This is a genomic window from Streptomyces sp. NPDC002754, assembly GCF_053592315.1.
Map to the genome: position 1 here is coordinate 25,357 of NZ_JBSFVM010000036.1, position 19,827 is coordinate 45,183.

Annotated in this window: 16 protein-coding genes; 4 read left to right on the top strand and 12 right to left on the bottom strand. The window is 72.0% G+C overall.

The window, feature by feature from the left end:
* Positions 1 to 235: 235 nt before the first annotated feature.
* The 6 genes from ACWD2L_RS36495 to ACWD2L_RS36520 all read right to left on the bottom strand — a co-directional run bounded on the left by ACWD2L_RS36495 (position 236) and on the right by ACWD2L_RS36520 (position 7,128).
* The gene (locus tag ACWD2L_RS36495; protein WP_351340656.1) at positions 236 to 2,011 is read right to left on the bottom strand and encodes an ABC transporter ATP-binding protein; all 1,776 of its coding nucleotides are present in this window, start codon (positions 2,009 to 2,011) and stop codon (positions 236 to 238) included.
* Between the two features lie 196 nt (positions 2,012 to 2,207).
* The gene (locus tag ACWD2L_RS36500; RefSeq protein WP_351340653.1) at positions 2,208 to 3,488 is read right to left on the bottom strand and encodes an ABC transporter substrate-binding protein; all 1,281 of its coding nucleotides are present in this window, start codon (positions 3,486 to 3,488) and stop codon (positions 2,208 to 2,210) included.
* Positions 3,485 to 4,510, bottom strand: coding sequence for a branched-chain amino acid ABC transporter permease (locus ACWD2L_RS36505; RefSeq protein WP_351340667.1), 1,026 nt, complete (start codon positions 4,508 to 4,510; stop codon positions 3,485 to 3,487). The genes ACWD2L_RS36500 and ACWD2L_RS36505 overlap by 4 nt, the downstream gene beginning before the upstream one ends.
* 91 nt (positions 4,511 to 4,601) lie before the next feature.
* The gene (locus tag ACWD2L_RS36510) at positions 4,602 to 5,492 is read right to left on the bottom strand and encodes a branched-chain amino acid ABC transporter permease (protein ID WP_351340651.1); all 891 of its coding nucleotides are present in this window, start codon (positions 5,490 to 5,492) and stop codon (positions 4,602 to 4,604) included.
* Positions 5,489 to 6,292, bottom strand: a complete 804-nt coding sequence (locus ACWD2L_RS36515) for an ABC transporter ATP-binding protein (protein WP_351340648.1) — start codon at positions 6,290 to 6,292, stop codon at positions 5,489 to 5,491. Before ACWD2L_RS36515 ends, ACWD2L_RS36510 begins: the two co-directional genes overlap by 4 nt.
* Positions 6,289 to 7,128 carry an ABC transporter ATP-binding protein gene (locus ACWD2L_RS36520; protein ID WP_351340664.1) on the bottom strand — a complete coding sequence of 280 codons (840 nt, stop codon included), beginning with the start codon at positions 7,126 to 7,128 and terminating at the stop codon, positions 6,289 to 6,291. Before ACWD2L_RS36520 ends, ACWD2L_RS36515 begins: the two co-directional genes overlap by 4 nt.
* A gap of 289 nt (positions 7,129 to 7,417) precedes the next feature.
* Here ACWD2L_RS36520 and ACWD2L_RS36525 point away from each other — a divergent pair, with 289 nt between their 5' ends.
* Complete coding sequence (locus ACWD2L_RS36525) at positions 7,418 to 8,614, top strand: helix-turn-helix domain-containing protein (protein WP_351340646.1); 1,197 nt, start codon at positions 7,418 to 7,420, stop codon at positions 8,612 to 8,614.
* A 205-nt stretch (positions 8,615 to 8,819) separates the two neighbouring features.
* Here the strand turns inward: ACWD2L_RS36525 and ACWD2L_RS36530 are convergent, their stop codons facing one another.
* Complete coding sequence (locus ACWD2L_RS36530) at positions 8,820 to 9,971, bottom strand: glycerate kinase (RefSeq protein WP_351340643.1); 1,152 nt, start codon at positions 9,969 to 9,971, stop codon at positions 8,820 to 8,822.
* 248 nt (positions 9,972 to 10,219) lie between these two features.
* Here ACWD2L_RS36530 and uriH point away from each other — a divergent pair, with 248 nt between their 5' ends.
* From uriH to ACWD2L_RS36545, 3 genes are all read left to right on the top strand, one after another.
* Positions 10,220 to 11,185, top strand: a complete 966-nt coding sequence (uriH, locus tag ACWD2L_RS36535) for a uridine-preferring nucleoside hydrolase UriH (protein WP_351340642.1) — start codon at positions 10,220 to 10,222, stop codon at positions 11,183 to 11,185.
* On the top strand, positions 11,182 to 12,624 hold the full coding sequence (gene uriT, locus ACWD2L_RS36540) for a uridine transporter UriT (protein WP_351340639.1): 1,443 nt from the start codon (positions 11,182 to 11,184) through the stop codon (positions 12,622 to 12,624). The genes uriH and uriT overlap by 4 nt, the downstream gene beginning before the upstream one ends.
* A 63-nt stretch (positions 12,625 to 12,687) precedes the next feature.
* Positions 12,688 to 13,293, top strand: a complete 606-nt coding sequence (locus ACWD2L_RS36545; protein ID WP_351340636.1) for a dihydrofolate reductase family protein — start codon at positions 12,688 to 12,690, stop codon at positions 13,291 to 13,293.
* Here ACWD2L_RS36545 and ACWD2L_RS36550 read toward each other — a convergent pair.
* From ACWD2L_RS36550 to ACWD2L_RS36570, 5 genes are all read right to left on the bottom strand, one after another.
* A complete protein-coding gene (locus ACWD2L_RS36550) occupies positions 13,290 to 13,793 on the bottom strand; it encodes a methylated-DNA--[protein]-cysteine S-methyltransferase (RefSeq protein ID WP_351340633.1) in 504 nt (167 codons plus the stop codon). The genes ACWD2L_RS36545 and ACWD2L_RS36550 overlap by 4 nt on opposite strands.
* Before the next feature lie 13 nt (positions 13,794 to 13,806).
* The gene (locus tag ACWD2L_RS36555; RefSeq protein ID WP_351340631.1) at positions 13,807 to 15,285 is read right to left on the bottom strand and encodes an AlkA N-terminal domain-containing protein; all 1,479 of its coding nucleotides are present in this window, start codon (positions 15,283 to 15,285) and stop codon (positions 13,807 to 13,809) included.
* Positions 15,286 to 15,384: 99 nt separating this feature from the next.
* Entirely contained in the window at positions 15,385 to 16,809 is a 1,425-nt protein-coding gene (locus ACWD2L_RS36560) for a phytoene desaturase family protein (protein ID WP_351340662.1), read from the bottom strand.
* 170 nt (positions 16,810 to 16,979) lie between these two features.
* Positions 16,980 to 17,870 (bottom strand): inositol monophosphatase family protein, encoded by an 891-nt coding sequence (locus ACWD2L_RS36565; RefSeq protein WP_351340628.1) that lies wholly within the window; start codon positions 17,868 to 17,870, stop codon positions 16,980 to 16,982.
* Between the two features lie 98 nt (positions 17,871 to 17,968).
* A complete protein-coding gene (locus ACWD2L_RS36570) occupies positions 17,969 to 19,819 on the bottom strand; it encodes a gamma-glutamyltransferase family protein (RefSeq protein WP_351340626.1) in 1,851 nt (616 codons plus the stop codon).
* Between the last annotated feature and the right edge of the window lie 8 nt (positions 19,820 to 19,827).

The window sequence follows — 19,827 nt, forward strand, 5'->3', positions numbered from 1 at the left end:
GGCCCGAACCTTTGCGGTTCGGGCCCACCGCCTTTTTACGTGTCACCGGCACCGTGGTTGACGCCTCGGGGCTCCGCCCCGGACCCCGCTGCTCAATCGCCGCAGGGGCTTGAAATACCGGTGCTGACCGTCGCCGTCGCGCCTTGGGCAATCTGCCGCCTTGGGCGGCAGGGTGGGCAAGGCGGCGCCCCGGCGCGGGCAGCGCCCTCGGTATGGCTCAGCACCGGTGCCGCCCTCAGGCGGCCTCTTGCAAGAAGCCTCCCGATTGGTGGTGCCAGAGTTTGGCGTAGGTGCCGTGGGCGGCGAGGAGGTGCTCGTGGGTGCCCTGTTCCACGATGCGGCCGTGGTCGAGGACGACCAGGTTGTCCATGCCGGCCACGGTGCTGAGGCGGTGGGCGACCACCAGGGCCGTCCGGCCTTCCATGAGGCGCCAGAGCGCCTCCTGTACCAGCAGCTCGCTCTCCGAGTCGAGCGCGCTGGTCGCCTCGTCCAGAAGGAGGATCGGGGCGTCCCGCAGGATCGCGCGGGCGAGCGCGACCCGCTGGCGCTGGCCGCCGGAGAGCTTGATGCCGCGCTCCCCGACCATCGTGTCGAACCCTTCCGGCAGCGCGTCCGCGAACTCGGCGACGTGTGCCGCCTCCGCCGCCTCGCGGACCTCCGCCGCGCTCGCCCCCGGCCGGGCGAAGGCGATGTTCTCGCGCAGGCTGCGGTGGAACATGGCCGGGTCCTGCGGGACGTACGCGATCAGGGACCGCAGGTCGGCCTGGCGCAGCTTGGAGATGTCCTGGCCGTCGATCAGGATCCGGCCGCCGTCGATGTCCATCATCCGCAGGAGGAGCCGGGTGAGTGTTGTCTTGCCACCTCCTGAGCGGCCGACGAGGCCGAGCCGCGTGCCGCCGGGCACGGTCAGGTCGAGCCCGGTGAACAGCGGCTCCGCGCCCGCGTGCGTGTACGCGACCCGCTCGAATCGGACGGCGGCGGCCGAGGTCTCCTGCGGCTCCTCGGGCTCGGCCGGGTCGAGCACCTTCGGCTCGTCCCGCAGCAGCTCGGTGAACTGGGCCGCCTCCGTCATGGCACGCTCAAGGCGGCGGTAGATCTGGTTGAACTCGAACATGATCCGCGTCGCGTTGCTGAAGTACGTGAACGCGACGACGATCGCCTCGACGCCCTGGCCGCGGCCCGCGAGGGCGACGGCCAGCAGGAGTCCGACGGCGTTGGTCAGCACGGAGAGCGGGGCGACGACGGTGTCCACGCGCAGGTTGCCGTAGTCCCAGGCCCGCAGGATGTGGCCGCGCGCGTCCGCGACCCGCTCCCGGTGCTCGGCGGCCTCGCGCTCCTCTGCGGCGAAGGCGCGGACCGTCTCCATGTTCATCAGGCTGTCGGCGACGTGCCCCGACATGTGGGTGAAGGCCGCTTCGCGCGCGTTGACCAGCTTCTGGCGGCGCCGGATCAGGGGCCGTACGCACAGGCCGGTGATCGCGATCATCGCCAGGAGTACGACGACGAGCCAGGGCTCGTACCGCCACAGCACGACCGAACCGAAGATGATCGGTACGAAGCTGGCCATCACGTTGAAGATCAGTACGTCGGCGAACTCCTCGAAGCGGGAGGCGAAGCTCAGGACGCGCTTGGTGAGCGAGCCGGCGAAGTTGTCGTGGAAGAACGTGGCGTCCTTCGCGTACAGCTCGTCCATGCCGATCACGTACAGGCGCGAGATGGCGCCCGCCTCGAGCCGATTGATGCAGTGGAATCCGATGCGCCACAGCGCCTCGGCGGCAAGGAGCACGCCGGCGAAGGTGAGGACGTACGGCAGCATCGCGTGAACGGTGCGCTCGCCGCCGTCGGCGAGGTGGCCGACGAGCTTGGCGACGACGAGCGGCGCCAGGTAGAAGAGGCCGATGTTGCCGAGCGCGGGCAGCAGCATCGCGGGGACCGCGAACCGGCGCGCCCGCGCCAGCTCCCGTCCGTAGTAGCGGAGTGCGAGCAGTACCGAACCGCGGCTCGGTGGCACTTCGCGCAATGAGGTCAATCCGATCCCGTCCCTTGGGTGTTGGAGGGGTGTGGGTTTCCGGCCGTGAGGTGGGGCCGGACATCGGAGTGTCCCGTGGCGACGTGTCGGCGGTCCACGTGTTTTCGGGGTGACCGTATGTGTATCGGCCGGGCCGGGCGCAGCCGTGCGCGCCTGGCGCGGCCGATACACGCGGTCGTCAACTCGCCTTGGGTGTAAAGCCCTTGGCCTCCTCGGACTCGGACGGCTGACGGACGACCTTCATGCCGCCGACCGCCGACTTGTCGGGCTGGAGGATCACCGATTCGTGTGAGGACGGGGCCTTCGGGGCGCTGAAGTCCTGGGTGACGCCGAAGCCGTTCTCGAAGTCGCTCAGGGACAACAGGGCCTTGTCGACGCCCTCCCGTGTGAGGTCCTTGCCCTCGCAGGCCTTCTTCAGGGCCTCGCCGAACACGGCCGCGGCGGTCCAGCCCGCGACGACGCCGTTGTCGAGCGAGTCCTTCGGGTACGCCTCCTTGTAGTCGGCGACGAGCTTCTTCGCCTCCGGGGTGTCCGCGCCGATGGGCAGCGACGGGGAGGCGACCCAATAGTTCTTCAGGAGGGCCGGGGCCGCCTGGGTTCCCAACAGCTGGGGAGAGTAGGCCGAGTTGTTGCCGATGATGGGCGCGTTCAGCTTCGCCGCGGCCGCGACGCCGACGAGGGAGGCCGCCTGGCGCGGGCCCGCGCTGATCACGACGCCCTTGACGCCGGCCTTCTTCAGGGCGGAGACCTGCGCGGTCATGTCGTTGTCGGTCGGCTTGATCTTCTGCTCGACGACGGTGAGCCCGGCCTCCTTCGCCATGTACTGGGAGCCCTGGAGCGCGTTTTCGCCGTAGTCGCCCTCGAAGTAGACGTGGCCGAGCTTGTCGCCCTTCTTCAGGCCCTTCTCCTTCATCAGGAAGTCGATCGCGTTGATCGTCTCGATGTCGTACGTCGAGCCGATGACGCGCACGTACGGGCTGCCGAGCAGGTGTGCCGACCAGGCCTGCGGCAGTACGAGGGCCTTGTCCTGGCCGATGCGGCTCTTGACGGCGGCCACGAACGGCGAGCCGAGGAACTGCGGGAAGCCGAGCACGTCGGGTGAGAGCTCCGTGTAACCGGCGACGGCCTTCTGCGGGTCGTAGCCGTGGTCGCGCACGGTGAGCTTGGCCTTGTAACCGCAGGCGCCACCCGCTGCGTTGAACTGCTTCACGTACAGCTGCTGCGCCTGGGTGACGCTCTTGCCGAGCGTCGCGTAGACGCCGGTCATGTCGGTGAGGACGCCGAGGTTGATCGTCTTGCCGGTGATGCCCTTGCCGGTCTTGATGCCGCCGGCGCTCTGCTTGTCGCCGCCCCCGCCGTCCTCGGCCTTGGAGCTGCACGCGGCGGTCAGCGCGAGCAGGGCGGCCACGGCGGTCACCGTGAGCGTTCGGGTGCGGCGGTGCGAATGAGATCGGGTCATGCGTCCTCCTGAGGGTGTTTCCTGGCGCGCAGGGCGGAAAGCCGCACAAGTCCGCCGGGTAGGAAAAGGACCACCGCCACGACGGCGGCGCCGTACAGATAGCGGGACGCCTCGCCGGGGGCCACACCGCCCGTGCCGGGGGCGGAGACGAGGGGCAGGGCGTCGCTGTAGCGGGTGAGCAGTTGCGGCAGCAGCGAGACGAAGGCCGCGCCGACGACGGCGCCCGCCACGGATCCGAGGCCGCCGATGACGATCATGGCGAGGTATTCGAGGGAGAGCGTGATGCCGAAGTAGTCGGGCACGGTGCGCTGGAAGACCAGGGCGAGCAGGACGCCCGCGAGGCCCGCATACATCGACGACAGCACGAAGACGAAGCCGCGGTAGCGGGCGACCGGCACGCCGAGTACCCCGGCCGCGATCCGGTGGTCGCGGATCGCGTTGAGGGCGCGCCCCGGCCGTCCGCGCAGCACGCCGCGGGCGAAGAGTCCGCAGCCGAGCGTGAGCAGAAGGCCCAGGTACCAGAGCTTCTCGGAGGCGCCGAACGGCACGCCCGCGACCGTGAGTTGACTTTCGTCGAAGGTGAGGCCGAACAGGCTCATGGCGGGTACGTCGCGCCCGTTCGCGCCGCCCGTCAGGTCCTCGGCGTTGAACAGGACGTGCTGCCCGATGAAGATCAGGGCGAGGGTCGCGATGCCGAGGTACGCGCCCTTGAGGCGGCCCGCGATGGGGCTGAACAGGCCGCCCGCGACACCCGCGACGAGCACCGCGAGCACGGCGGCCAGCCACGACGGAAGGCCGAGCCCGTTAAGGGTCTGCCCCCGCTCCCCCGCGAACACGCAGTACCCGTAGGCGCCGACGGCGAGGAAGAAGGCGTGGCCCATGGAGAGCTGCCCGGTCGCGCCGGTCAGCAGGTTGAGCCCGATGGCACCGATGGCGGCGGCCATGGCGAACAGGCCCGCCTGCAACCAGAAGCGCTCCAGGTAGAACGGCAGGGCGAGCAGCAGGAGGGCGCAGGCCGCGATGACGTACGTACGGCGTCGCGAGAGGAGGACGCGAAGTGAACTGCCGTACGTAGTGCGTGGCTTGGCTCGTGTGGCATCCGAGGCGAGTACGTCAGACACGGGCGAGCTCCTTCGTCCCGAAGAGCCCCGAGGGCCGCAGCAGCAGGATCACGGTCATCACGAGATAGGGCGCGAGGTCGCCGAGGCCGCGGCCCATGAAGGCGAGTTCGCTCTGGTAGCCGGCGGCGAGGGACTCGGTGACGCCGACGATGAGGCCGCCGACGAGCGCGCCGGTGGTGGAGTCGAGCCCACCGAGGATCGCGGCGGGGAAGGCCTTCAACGCGGCCAGTGACGTGGCCCGTTCGAGGCCCGGCGTCGGGAACACGGTCAGGAACAGCGCCGCGACGGCCGCGAGCCCGCCCGCCACCGCCCATGCGCCGAGCGACACCCGCCCGAGCCGTACGCCCATCAGCGCGGCGGTCTCGCTGCTCTCGGCGGCGGCGCGCATCGCGACGCCCCACGAGGTGTAGCGGAACGTGAGCAGGAACGCGGTGATGAGCAGGGCCGCCGCCGCGAGCGCGGCGATCCGGGTGTGTGCGATGGAGACCCCGCCGACGGTGAGCACGGCATCGCCCCACGGGTCCCCCATGGCGAGCACGTCCGTGCCGAGGCGGCGGGTGAGTTCGGTGGTCAGGAGGATGTCGACGCCGATGGTGACGATGGCGAGGACGCTGTGGTCGCGTCCCCGGTAGCGCCGCATCACGAGGAACTCGACGGCGGCGCCGACGACGGCCGCGGCCGCGATGCCGACACCGACGGCGGGCCAGAACCCGATGTTGTCGTGGAGCGACGCGATGACGTAGCCGCCGGCGAGCAGCAGCGAAGCGTGGGCGAAGTTGACAACCTCGGTGGCCCGGAAGATGACGACGAAGCCGAGCGCGATGAGGGCGTAGACGGAGCCCATGGAGACGCCGTTGATGAGGAGTTCGAGAAACGTGGTCATACGGCCCCTCCGGTGTGGTCCCGCGAGTCGTCGGGCGCGCCCAGGTATGCCTGGACGACCGCCGGGTCGTTCTGCACGCGCTCCGGGGGCCCGCCCGCGATGCGGCGGCCGAAGTCGAGGACGGTCACCTCGTCGGCGAGCCGCATGACGACGCCCATGTCGTGTTCGACCAGGACGATCGAGATGCCGAGGCTGTCGCGGACGCCCGCGATGACGGCGGCGGTGCGGCGGCGTTCGTCGGCGGTCATGCCGGCGACGGGCTCGTCGAGGAGGAGGAGCCGCGGCTCCATGCACAGGGCGCGGGCGAGTTCGGCGAGCTTCTGCGCGCCGTAGGGCAACGAGCCGGTGGGGGTGGCGAGTTGATCGGCGATACCGACGAACTCGGCTATCTCCCTGGCCCGTTCACGGTGGGCGCGTTCCTCGCGGGCCGCCGACGGCAGGCGCAGGCCCGCCGCGACGAAGCCCGCACGGGTCAGCCGGTGCCGGCCGAGCAGCAGGCTGTCGGCGACCGTGGCGTGCGGTGGCAGGGCGAGGTTCTGGAAGGTGCGGGCGACGCCGAGTTCGGCGATGCGGTGCGGGGGCAGGCCGGTGAGTTCGTGCTCGCCGAGGTGGACGGTGCCGGAGGTGGCCCGATAGACGCCGGACAGGACGTTGAAGGTGGTGGACTTGCCCGCGCCGTTCGGTCCGATGACGGCGTGCACCGTGCCCGGTTCGACGGTCAGGCCGATGGAGTCGAGGGCGGTGAGGCCGGCGAACCGTACGGTCAAGTCCCTTACGTACAGGGGCGGTACGTCGGTCATTGCGTGCCTCCCCAGCGGCTCAGCGTCGGCGGGTGCGCGGCACCGCCGGTGGCGGCCGCGGCGTCCGACGCGGCCGTCTCGTCGACCACGCCCAGGTAGCGGCGGCGTACCTCGTCGGATCCGGCGAGTTCGTCGGCGCGGCCGTGCAGGGTGATCTCGCCGACCTCCAGGACGTACGCGTACGAGGCGAGCCGCAGCGCAAGCGCCGCGTTCTGTTCGACGAGGAGTACGGAGACCGAGCGGTCGCCCTGCGCGTTGATCTCGCGGATCGTGTCGGCGATCCGGGCGGCCATCAACGGGGCGAGGCCCAGCGAGGGTTCGTCCAGGAGCAGCAGTTTCGGCCCGGCCATCAGGGCGCGGCCCACCGCTAGCATCTGCTGCTCGCCGCCGGACAGCAGGCCCGCCCGCTGCTGCGCCCGGTCGGCGAGCACGGGGAACAGTTCGTGCACGCGCCGCAGCGCCGCCGCTTTGTCGGCCCGCGAACCGTGCGAGCCGAGCGCCCCGGCCCGCAGATTGTCCGCGACGGTCATCCGCGCGAACACCCGCCGTCCCTCCGGGACTTGGCAGATCCCGGCGGCGACCACACGGTCGGCGGACAGACCGCCGATCCTTCCCCGAGCTCTCAACTCCGTTCGAGCAGGGGAGACCCCATTCCCGCCGAAGTCCACCGTGCCGGACGTCACCGCCCCGCCGTGGAAGCCGAGGGTGCGCGACACGGCTCGCAGCAGCGTCGTCTTGCCCGCGCCGTTGCCGCCGAGCACCGCGACGACGGAGCGCGCCGGCACCTCCAGGCTCACACCGCGCAGCGCGCGGACGGGCCCGTAGCCGACGGACATGTCGTCGACGACAAGCCCTGGTTCTTCTGTCCTGCTCACATCGGTCACTGTGTGCGTCCCTCCCTGGCCCGGTGGTCCTGGACCGGTGGCGCTCACGACAGCACCGCACGGACGGCCCGTCCACGGGCGGCCCCCGAATCGCTGCGCGGGCCCAGCGCCCGCCCGCCCCGGTTGTGCCCGCGCACAAGACCGCGTGTCAGGGGCCTGCCGGGGACGCGGGGCGGGTGGCATCCTCCGCACAGGCAAGTCGGTCCTTTGCCGCCGCTTTACGCGTAGTTGGGGAGGGGCGATGGGCGCACGCAAACACCGCACGGGGCAGGACTGGAAGCTGCTGAAGGAGGCCTGCGGCACGCTGCTCGAGCGGGTGCCGGAGCTCGTCGACGAGCATCTGCGGCAGCTCTTCGCGTACTCGGACGTCTACGCGCGCGTGCTGCCCTACGACGACCAGTGGCGGGAGGCCGAGCAGGCGATGCGCATCGGCGTCGAGACGATCTCGGCGCCGCGCGACTCGGCGCGCAGGGACCTGGAGTACGCCGAGGACGCGGGCCGGCGCCGGGCCGGGCAGGGACTGCCGCTCGATCTCCTGATCCACGCCTACCGCAACGCCGGCTACCTCGTCTGGGACGCCCTGATGGAGAGCGCGGGCGGCGAACCGGCGCGGCTGAAGGCTCTGATGCGGTCGGCGACGATGGTGTGGGCGGCGGTCGACGCGCAGGCCGAGGCGGCCTCGGAGTCGTACCGGGCAACGGAGTTGGAGCTGCGGCGCCGTACCGACGAGCAGACGCAGGCGCTGCTCGACGCGCTCCTCGACGGCCGTCCGGCGCCGGGCCTCGCGGCGCGCGCGGCGGCCGGTCTCGACCTGCCCGAGCACGGCCCGTACGCCGTCGTCGTGCTCCGGGTGGAGCGACAGGGCGGGCGCGAGGCGTTCCACCGGCGGATCCAGGACCCGCGGTGCCGGTTCGTGTGGCGGATGCGGGCGGACTGCGAGGTGGGGGTTGCGGCGCTCGGGGCGGGGCGCACGCTGGACGATCTGGCGGCGCTGCTCGACGGCCGCTGTCCGGGGCCGGGCGGGGTCAGCCCTGTCGTCAAGGGGCTCGCCGAGCTCGGCCACGCCCGCCGCCTGGCCGAGCTCGCGCTGCGCACCTGTCCTCCGGAGACGACGGGGGTGGTGCGCCTGGACGAGCGGATGCCGACGGCCCTGGTGGTGAGCCAGCCGGACCTGGCCCAGCGGCTGGTGTCCGGGGTCTTCGGCGAGCTGCTGACCCTGGAACCGGCCGACCGGGCAGTCCTGTTGGAGACGTTGGACGCGTGGCTGGCGTGCGAGGGGTCGGCGGGGCGGGCGGCGGGGCGGCTCTACTGCCACCGCAACACGGTCTTCAACCGGCTGCGGAGGCTGGAGCAGTTGACGTCGCGGTCGCTGTCGAGGCCGCGGGATCTGATGGAGATGACCTTGGCGCTCGACGCGTACCGCTTGTCACCGGGGTGAGGCCACGGGGCTCCGCCCCGGACCCCGCCGCTCAATCGCCGCAGGGGCTCGAAAGATGCGCCTCAAACGCCGGCGGGGCTTGAATTTGCCAGCCCGGGCTTGATGGTGCCGCTCCGCCTTGGGCGGCAGGGTGGGCAAGGCGGCGCCACGGTGCCGCGCACCCATCACCAGTGGCGCCGACCCCGGTACAGCCGAGACCCCCGGCTCAGCGCAAGAAGTCCGTCGCGATGCGTTCCGCCACGGACTCCAGGATGGGGCCCGCCTCGGCGATGCAGCGGGACACGTCCGGCTCCACGTCGGTGAGTGCGTACGCCCGGCGGATACCCGCCCGGCCGAGGGCCTCCGCGGGGAGGGCCAGGCGGCCGCAGACCGCGACGACCTCGACGCCCGCCGCCCGGGCCGCCGCGGCGACACCCGCGGGCGCCTTGCCGTGCAGCGTCTGCTCGTCCAGCGAACCCTCGCCGGTGATCACGAGTTCGGCCCGCTCCAGCGCGGGCGCGAAGCCGAGGACGTCGAGCATGACCTCGATACCGGGCCGGAAGCTCGCGCCGAGTCCGACCAGCGCCCCGTACCCGATGCCACCCGCGGCGCCGGCTCCCGGCGACTCCGCGTACTCGAGCGCCTTCGGCCCGATCGACTCGGAGAGCACCTTGGCGAAGTGGGTGAGCGCGGTGTCCAGCTCGGCGATGTTCTCCGGGGTGGCGCCCTTCTGCGGACCGTAGATCGCGGGCGCGCCCTTCGGCCCGGTCAGCGGGTTGTCGACGTCGCTCGCCAGGACGAGGTCGACCTCGGCAAGGCGTGCGTCGAGCCCCGACAGATCGGCCGAAGCGAGGTTCGCGAGCGCGCCACCGCCGGGTCCGACCGGCTCGCCCTCCGCGTCGAGGAGCCGCGCGCCGAGCGCGGCCAGCATCCCCGCACCGCCGTCCGTCGTGGCGCTGCCGCCCACGCCGAACACGATCGAGCGCGCCCCGGCGTCGAGCGCGGCGGTGATCACCTCGCCGGACCCGTACGTCGTCGCCGTCAGCGGCGCGAACTCGCCCTCGGGGAGGAGTTGAAGGCCCGATGCCTCCGCCATCTCCACGACGGCCGTGCCCTCGCGCAGCGCGTACGCCGCGACGACCGGCTCGCCGAGGGGCCCGGTCACCGGGACCTCGCGGCGCTCGAACCCGGCGGCGACCGCCGCCGCCACCGTCCCGTCCCCGCCGTCCGCGACCGGCACGGACTCCACCGTGACCTCGGGCGCGACACGGTGCAGACCCGCCGTCACCCGCTGTGCGACCTGCACGGCGGTGAGCGAGCCCTTGAACTTGTCCGCCGCGATCAACACGTGCCGCGCGGCCTGTGCAGCGTCCGCCACCTTGCTCTCCCCTTGCTGTTGCGCCTTGCACGAGGCAAGGCAGTCGCGCCGCTGCGACCTTAACCGCAGGAGGGGCCCGCTGCCCATGGCCGTCCGGCCCGCGGACCGGCGACGTCCCACCGGAACGCCCCCTTCCGTCACCTGGAATTCTCGATCTTTCTCACATCTACGCGCGTTGACATCTCGCGTGGCGGCAAGGGATGTTTCCGTGGACAGTTTCCGTAACCAGAGCAAAGGGGCTCGAACCGTTGGCCAGGAAGATCATCCTCGATTGCGACCCGGGTCACGACGACGCGGTCGCCATGCTGCTCGCGCACGGCAACCCCGACATCGACCTCGTCGCCGTGACCACCGTCGTCGGCAACCAGACCCTCGAGAAGGTGACGCGCAACGCCCTCTCCGTCGCGGCGATCGCCGGAATCACCGGGGTGCCGTTCGCGGCGGGCTGCCCGCGGCCCCTGATCCGTACGATCGAGACCGCGCCCGAGATCCACGGCGACACGGGACTCGACGGACCCGCGCTCCAGGACGCGCTGTTCGAGCTCGACGAGCGGCACGCGGTGGACCTGATCATCGACACGGTGATGGCGCACGAGCCCGGTGAGATCACCATCGTGCCGACCGCGGGCCTCACGAACATCGCACTCGCCGCCCGCAAGGAGCCCCGCATCGTCGAGCGGGTGCGCGAGGTCGTGCTCATGGGCGGCGGCTACCACGAGGGCAACTGGAGCCCGGTCGCCGAGTTCAACATCGTGATCGACCCCGAGGCCGCGCACATCGTCTTCAACGAACCGTGGCCGGTCACCATGGTCGGGCTCGACCTCACCCACCAGGCGCTCGCCACCCCCGAGGTCGAGAAGAAGATCGCCGCCGTCGGCACGAAGCCCGCGGGGTTCGTGCTCGAACTGCTCGAGTTCTTCCGCGAGACCTACCGCGAGCACCAGGGCTTCGAGCACCCGCCCGTGCACGACCCGTGCGCCGTCGCGTACGTCATCGACCCGAGCGTCATGACCGTCCGCAAGGCGCCCGTCGACGTCGAGCTGCGCGGCTCCCTCACGCTCGGTATGACCGTCACCGACCTGCGCGCGCCCGCGCCCGACGACTGCCACACGCAGGTCGCCGTCGACCTGGACCACGAGCGGTTCTGGAACCTCGTGGTCGACGCGCTGGTCCGCATCGGTGAGCCGGACGGGGACGGAGCGCCGGCAGCATGAGCGTCGCCGCCTCCCCCCACTCCGCGGCCGACGGCCCCGGCGCGGGCCGCCCGGCCCGCATCGGCGCCCTCATGGTCGCGCTGCTCGCGGCCAGCTTCGCCTTCCAGCTCAACGCCTCGATGCTCAGCCCGGCGCTCGCGACGATGGCGGACGAACTCGACACCTCCGCGTCCGCGATCGGTGTCACGCAGACCGCGTTCTTCACGGCCGCCGCGCTGTTCTCGCTGTTCCTGCCGCGCCTCGGCGATCTGATCGGCCGCCGCAAGGTGCTCACCGGGATGATGGTCCTGATGGCCGTCGGGTGTGTGATCTCCGCGCTCGCGACGTCCGTCGGGATGCTCGCCGTGGGCCGTGTCATCCAGGGCGCCTCGGGCCCGACGATCCCGCTCGCCCTGATCATGCTGCGCGTCGAGGTCCCCGACCCGAAGCGGTACGGCACGCTCATGGGCATCGTCACCGCCATCAACGGCGGCATCGCGGGCGTCGACTCGTTCGCGGGCGGCTCCCTCGCCGAGCACTACGGCTACGCGTCGATCTTCTGGGTCATGACCGCCTTCGCGGCCGTCTCGGCCCTGCTCGTACGCTTCTTGGCCCCGGAATCCCGCGCGGCCGAACGGCCACGCATGGACTGGCCGGGCGTGCTGCTCCTGGTGATCTCGGTCGGCGCGCTCCTGATCGCCTTCAACGAGGCGGGCAAGCTGGCCGCCGCGAACTGGCCGCTCGCGATCGGCCTCCTTGTCGTGGCCGCGCTCGCGTTCTGGGCGTTCTGGCGGATGGAGAACCGCTCCCCGCACCCGCTGGTCACCACGCATCTGCTGAAGCGCCGCGCCACCTGGTCGCTGCTGCTGTCGACGATGCTCACCATGACCGGCGTCTTCGCGATCATGAACGGGCTGCTGCCCGGCTTCGCGCAGGACACCTCGGTGGGGCTCGGCCTCGGCGCCGAGGGCGCGACCTGGTGGACGCTCACCCCCTACGCGCTCGCGGGCCTGGCCATGGGCCCGATCTCGGGACGGCTCGCGGCGACGTACGGCTACGGCCTCATCCTGCGGACCGGGCTGATCGCCACGGCGGTCTCCACCGTCCTGGCGCTGCTGACCCTCCAGACGGACTCCTCGGGCCTGCTCCTCGCGGTGTCGATCCTGCTGGGTGTCACGTACGCGGGCATGGCCAACATCATGCTGAACGGCCTGGGCATCGTGCTCTCCCCGACCGAGAACCCCGGCTTCCTGCCGGGCCTCAACGCGGGCTGCTTCAACCTCGGTTCGGGCCTCAGCTTCGTGATCCTCTACGCGGCGATGGACTCGGTCGCCCCCACCGACGGCACCTCGGTCGGCGGCTACAGCGCCGGTGTCGTCGCGGGTCTCGTGCTCATCGTGGCGGCCCTGTTCACGTCGATGCTGATCCCGAAACCGGTGCACGCGGAAGCGAAGAACTGACCTGCGCGTGCCCCCGCCCTGCGGCAGGGTGGGGGCACGGTCCTCCAACGGAAGCGGTGCGCGATGAAGCTGGTGGTGCAGGAGTTCCTCACGCTGGACGGTGTGTCGCAGGGACCTGGCTCCCCGGACGAGGACACCAGCGACGGGTTCACGCGCGGCGGCTGGTTCGTGCCGTATGTGGACGAGGAGTTCATGGGGATCGCCGAGGGCTGGCTCGGCGAGGCGGACGGACTGTTGTTCGGTCGCCGGACGTACGAGAACTTCGCGCGGGACTGGCCTGCGATGACCGACCACCCCTTCGCGAAGATCATGAACGGTCTGCCGAAGTACGTCGCCACGCAGAGCCTGACCGGGGCCGACTGGAATCCGACCACGATCCTCGCGGGCAACATCGCCGCCGAGGTCGACGCCCTGAAGCGGCAGCCCGGCCGTGAGCTGCAGATCCACGGCAGCGCACGGCTCGCGCAGTCGCTGCTCGCGGCGGGCCTCGTCGACGAGCTGCGCCTCGCGATCGCGCCCGTCGTGGTCGGCCGGGGCCGCCGCCTGTTCCCGGAGGGCGGCACTCCGGCGGGCCTGCACCCGATCGGTCAGCGCTCCACCGCGGGCGGCCTGTCCGTGCACGTCTTCGCCACGGCGGGACTGCCGTCGTACGGGGTCTACGAGGGTTAGAACAGGGCGGCGGCCGTGTCGGCGGAGCGCTCGAAGGCCAGCAGGCGGCGCTTGCGGTCGAGGCCGCCGCCGTAGCCGGTGAGGTCGCCGTTCGCGCCGATGACTCGGTGGCAGGGGACGATGACGCCGACGGGGTTCTTGCCGTTGGCGAGGCCCACGGCGCGGGAGGCGGCCGGCTTGCCGAGCGCCTCGGCCAGTTCCCCGTACGTACGGGTCTCGCCGTACGGGATCCGCTGGAGCTGCGCCCAGACCGAGCGCTGGAACGGGGTGCCGTGGAGGTCGAGCGGCAGCTCGAACTCCGTCAACTCGCCCTGGAAATAGGCGTTCAGCTGGTCGATGACCGCACCGAACGGGCGCTCGTCGCGGGTACCGAAGGTCTCCTGCGGCGGGCGGTGGCGCTGGTCCTCCATGTAGAGACCGGAGAGGGTGCCGTCGGTGGATACGAGGGTGAGGACGCCGTAGGGGCTGTCGATGAGCGTGTGCTGCTTGTGCGGTTGCATGACTCGTTTCCCCTTACGCGGGAAGGAAATTGATCGGGTGGCCGTCGGTCGCCCACAGGTACTGGGTCGCGTACGCGCGCCAGGGGCGCCACGCCGCCGCCCGTGCGGTCAGCGCCGCCGGGGTGTGCGGCAGGCCCAACTCCTGGGCCGCGCGGCGCATTCCGAGGTCCGTGGGCAGGAACGCGTCCGGGTCGCCGAGGGCGCGCATGGCGATCGCCTCGATGGTCCAGGGCCCGAATCCGGGCAGCTCGGCGAGCCGGGCGCGGGCCTCTTCCCAGTCGGACTCGGGCCCCAACACCAGCTCACCGTCGGCCAGTTGGCGTACGAGAGTGGTGAGAGTCGTGCGGCGGCTGCGGGGCAGCGCGAGCGACTCCGGGTCGAGGGAGGCGAGGGCCGTCGGGGACGGGAAGAGGTGGGTGAGGCCGCCCTCGGGGTCGTCGACGGGTTCACCGTGGGCGAGGACGAGGCGGGCCGCGTGGGTGCGGGCGGCTGCCGTCGAGACCTGCTGGCCGAGCACGGCGCGTACCGCGAACTCGGCCTCGTCGACGGTGCGCGGCACGCGGCGGCCGGGCGCCTTGTCGACGAGTGGCGCCAGGAGCGGGTCGGTGCGGAGCTGGTCGTCGACCGCGACCGGGTCCGCGTCCAGGTCCAGCATGCGGCGGCAGCGGCTGATGGCCACAGTGAGGTCGCGCTGGTCGGTGAGGATCAGGCGGCAGGCGACGTACGTCGCCGTGGGCGTGCCCGGCGGTGTGAGCGTCGCGATGCCGTGGCCGTGCGGCAGGCGGAGGGTGCGCCGGTAGGAACCGTCGCGCCACTCCTCCACGCCGGGTACGGCGGTCGCGGCGAGGTGGCCGAAGAGGTTGTCGGGGTTGAGGGGCTGGCGGAACGGCAGTCGCAGCGCGAGCACTCCCGGGGCGCTCGCCCGCCCCTGGGGTACGCGCGTCCGCAGCTCCGTCGGCGACAACGCGTAGACCTCGCGGACCGTGTCGTTGAAGGCCCGGATCGAGGCGAAGCCGGAGGCGAACGCCACGTCCGAGAGGGGGAGTTGGCTGGTCTCGATGAGGAGACGGGCCGTTTGGGCGCGTTGTGCCCGCGCCAGGGCGAGCGGGCCCGCGCCCAGCTCGGCGAGGAGCTGCCGCTCGATCTGGCGGGCGCTGTAGCCGAGGCGGCGGGCGAGTCCGGGGACGCCCTCGCGGTCCACCACGCCGTCGCCGATGAGGCGCATGGCGCGGGCGGTGAGGTCGGCGCGCCGGTTCCACTCCGGGGAGCCGGGGGTGGTGTCGGGGCGGCACCGCTTGCAGGCCCGGAATCCGGCCTGCTGGCAGGCGGCGGCGCTCGGGTAGAACCGCATGTTGCGCGGCTTGGGCGGCACGACCGGGCAGCCGGGGCGGCAGTAGATGCGGGTCGTCAACACGGCGGTGAAGAAGACTCCGTCGAACCGGGTGTCCTTGGCTTGGACTGCGCGTACGCAACGGTCGGTGTCGGTGTGCATGTGACTAGCGTCGGGCATGGTGAGCCGGGTGGCTGGCGGAAATTCGACATGTACGTCGGCCGGTCCTACGCCTCAGGGCTCTGCCCCGGACCCCGCGCCTCAATCGCCGGCGGGGCTTGAAAGGCGCAGCCGCTTCCACACCGCCTTCGCGGCATTGTGGCCCGACATGCCGTGGACGCCCGGCCCCGGCGGGGAGGCCGAGGAGCAGATGTACACCGCGGGGTGCGGCGTCGTGTACGGGGAGAGGGACAGCTTGGGGCGCAGCAGGAGCTGGAGACCGCTGGCCGCGCCGGACGCGATGTCGCCGCCCACATAGTTCGCGTTGCGAACCGCGAGTTCGGGCGGGCCCGCCGTCGCGCGCGCGAGGACCAGGTCCCTGAACCCCGGGGCGAAGCGCTCCAGTTGGCGCTCAATGGCGTCCGTGAGGTCGCCGTCCCAGCCGTTCGGCACGTGCCCGTACGTCCAGAACGTGTGCTTGCCCTCGGGGGCGCGCGTGGGGTCGGCGACGGTCGGCTGCACCGTGATGAGGAACGGCGCCTCGGGGCCGCGGCCCTCGCGGGACGCGGCGTTCAGCGCCCTGCCGATGTCCGACTGGTACGGGCCGACCTGCACCGTCCCCGCGGTCCTGGCCTCCTTCGCGGTCCACGGCACAGGGCCGTCGAGCGCGTAGTCGACCTTGAAGACACTCGCGCCGTACCGGAAGCGGTCGTAATAGCCGCCGAGTCCGGCGATCCTGGCGAGGGCCTTCGGCGACGTGTCGAAGATGTAGGCGCGGGCGGGCGGCAGGTCGTCGAGCCGCTTCACCTCGTAGTCGGTGTGGATGGCGCCGCCGAGGTCCTTCAGGTAGGCGGCGAGGGCGTCGGAGATCGACTGGGAGCCGCCGCGCGCGACGGGCCACCCGCGCGCGTGCGCGGCGAGGGCGAAGACCAGGCCGATCGCGGAGGTCGCGAAGCCGCCGAGCGGCGCGATGACGTGGGCGACGAGGCCCGAGAGGAGGGCGGGGGCCTTCTCGTCGCGGAAGCGGCGCATCAGCCACGTCGACGGCGGCAGGCCGACGAGGCCGAACCGGGCGAGCGTGACCGGGTCGCGGGGCAGCGCGCTGAGCGGCAGCGACATGAAGTCCTTGACCAGCGCGTCCCAGTGCGGCAGCAACGGCTCGATCAGGCGGCGGTACGCGCCCGCGTCGCGCGGGCCGAAGGACGCCGCGGTCTCGGCGACGGACCGGGACAGGATGGCCGCGCTGCCGTCGGGGAACGGGTGCGCCATCGGCAGTTCGTGGTGGACCCAGTCGAGGCCGTAGCGGTCCAGGGGGAGGTCCCTGAACGCCGGGGAGTTGATGCCCAGCGGGTGGGAGGCCGAGCACGGGTCGTGGCGGAAGCCGGGGAGCGTCAGCTCCTCCGTGCGGGCGCCACCGCCCACCGTGCTCTCGGCCTCGAACACGGCAACGGAGAAGCCGCGCCTGGCCAGTTCAACGGCTGCGGTCAGCCCGTTCGGCCCCGCACCCACCACGACGGCATCGAGCATCGACGGCACCTTCGGACTCCTTTGTCAGCCGATGGCCACTGCCCTGACAGGATATGCCGAGCCACCGACAGCGCCGGTCCGCGGGTCACCCATCCAAGCCCCGCCGGCGATTGAGGCGCGGGGTCCGGGGCAGAGCCCCGAGTCCGCAACCACGGCGCTGGTCAAGAGGCTCAAGAGGCCCCGGCTCGGCCCGCCAGCAATCCCGTCACCCGCCGCGCGGTCTCCGCGTCCCGCGCCGCGGTGAACGGCAGCGCGTTTCCGCCGCGGATCGAGAACGGGATCCCGGCGCGCGTGAGGTGTGCCCCGCCGGCCTCCTCGACCAGGAGCATCCCGGCCGCGTGGTCCCAGGCCAGCTCCCAGCCGAACGCGATCGCGTCCACCGTGCCGCGGGCGATGCCCAGGTACTCCAGGCCCGCCGAACCGCACGGGCGCGGCGCGACGCCGTCCGTCCACAGGCCCAGCAGAGAGCGCTTCTGCTCGTCGGTCGTGAAGTCGGGGTGCGAGGTCGCGACCCGCAGGTCGGTGCCGGGGGCCGGGGGTCCGGCGTGCAGCACCTCTCCGTTGAGCCGTGCGCCCCGGCCGCGGACCGCCACGGCCATCTCGTCGAGCGCGGGCGCGTACGTCCAGGAGGCGAGCACCACGCCGTCGAGCGCGAGGGCGACGAGGGTGCAGAAGCCGGGGTCGCCGTGCACGAACTGGCGGGTGCCGTCGACGGGGTCGACTATCCACACCGGGGCGCTGCCCTGGATCGCCTCGTAGGAGGCCGGGTCCGCCGCGACCGCTTCCTCGCCGACGACGACGGAGCCGGGCAGGAGGGCGGCGAGCTCGCGGGTGAGGTACTCCTCGGCGCGCTTGTCGGCGACCGTCACGAGGTCGTGCGGCGCGCTCTTCTCCTCGATCTCGTCGGCGCCGAGCCGGCGGAAGCGCGGGGTGATCTCGGCGGCCGCGGCGGCGCGGACGATGTCCTCGACGCCGGTCAGGAGCTTGTGGTTGATGTGCGTGTTCAAAAATTCTTCTGTGGTCGGAAAGTCTTCGATGCTCTCCGTCTTCGTTTCGATCATGTCTCCATGAGAACACAGCCCACTGACAACGCCCCCACGACAGGTGAACGCCCGGTGGCCCCTGGATGACATCCAGGGGCCACCGACAAAGGCGCAGGTCAGCGACCGACCGCGTAGCCCTGCATGCCGCGCGGGTTCGCCGCCGCCGACAGGACGCCGGTGCGCGGGTCCCGGGCGACGGCGCACAAGCGGCCCTCGGACCAGGCGTCGCCGATGGTCACGTCGTGGCCGCGGCGGCGCAGCTCGGCGACGACCTCCGCGTTCATGCGGGACTCGACGGTGACCGATCCCGGCCGCATGCCGCGCGGGAAGAAGGAGCCGGGGAACGAGTCGTTGTGCCAGTTCGGGGCGTCGATGGCGCCCTGGAGGTCGAGCCCGCCGCGCACCGCCCCGCGCAGCGCCACGGCGAGGAAGAAGTGCACCTGCCACTGGTCCTGCTGGTCGCCGCCGGGGGTGCCGAAGGCGATCACCGGGACGCCGTCCTTCAGGGCGAGGGACGGGGTGAGCGTGGTGCGGGGGCGCTTGCCGGGCGTGAGCGAGTTCGGCAGGCCCTCCTCGAGCCAGGTCATCTGGAGGCGGGTGCCGAGCGGGAAGCCCAGCTCGGGAACGACCGGGTTGGACTGGAGCCAGCCGCCGGAGGGCGTGGCGGCGACCATGTTGCCCCAGCGGTCGACGATGTCGATGTGGCAGGTGTCACCGCGGGTCAGCCCGTCCTCGCTCACGTCGGGCTCGCCCGGCACCGGGGACGTCGGGCTCTTGGCGACGGTCGGCTCGCCCGCGCCCGCGACACCCATGGCGTCGAAGCCCTCCTCACCGGCGGCCACGGCGTGGGCGTGCGCACTCAAGCGCGGCTCGGCGCCGAGCGGGCTGCCCGGACGCAGCTCGTGGGAGGCCTTCTCCAGGTCGACGAGGGCGCGGCGCGCGGCGTTGTACTCGTCCGACAGCAGCGCGTCCAGAGGGACACCGGAAGGATCGGCGTCGCCGTACCAGGCCTCACGGTCCGCCATCGCGAGCTTGCAGCCCTCGACGAGCAGGTGGACGTAGTCGGCGGACCCGTAGGCGGGCAGTTCGGGCGGGAGCAGGGCGAGCTGCTGGAGGAAGGCGGGGCCCTGGCTCCAGCCGCCGGCCTTGCACAGCGTCCAGCCGTTCCACTCGTACGTCGCCGGGGCCTCGTAGGACGCCGACCACCCCGCGAGGTCCTCGGCGGCCAGCGTGCCGGTGTGCCGCTCGCCGCTGGTGTCCTTCGTGGGCCGCTGCGACTGGCGGACCAGCGCCTCGGCGATGAAGCCCTCGCGCCACAGCTTCCGGGCGGCCTCGATCTGGGCGTCGCGATCGGTGCCGCCGGCCTCCTCGGACTCGGCTATGACGCGCTTCCAGGTGGCGGCGAGCTGCGGGTTGCGGAGCAGTTCGCCGGGCTTGGGGGACTTGCCGTCGACGAGGTAGACCTCGGCGGACGAGGGCCACTCGGTCTCGAACAGCTCGCGCACCGTCTCGACGGTCTCGCCGACGCGCTCCACGGGCGCGTGCCCTTCCTCGGCGTACCCGATGGCGTACTTGAGGACCTCGGCGAGGGTCTTGGTGCCGTGGTCCTTCAGGAGGAGCATCCAGGCGTCGAACGCGCCGGGGACGGCTGCCGCGAGCGGTCCGGTGCCGGGGACGAGGTCCAGGCCGAGCGACTTGTAGTGCGCGACGGTGGCGCCCGCCGGGGCTCCGCCCTGCCCGCACAGCACCTGTACGTCTCCGTCGGTCGGCGCCACGATGATCGGCACCTCGCCTGCGGGTCCGTTCAGGTGCGGCTCCACGACGTGCAGTACGAAGCCCGCGGCAACGGCGGCGTCGTAGGCGTTGCCGCCGTCCTCCAGGACCGCCATCGCGGACTGGGCGGCGAGGTAGTGCGTGGAGGACACCATGCCGAAGGTGCCCTGCAGGGTCGGGCGGGTGGTGAACAACTAAGGCT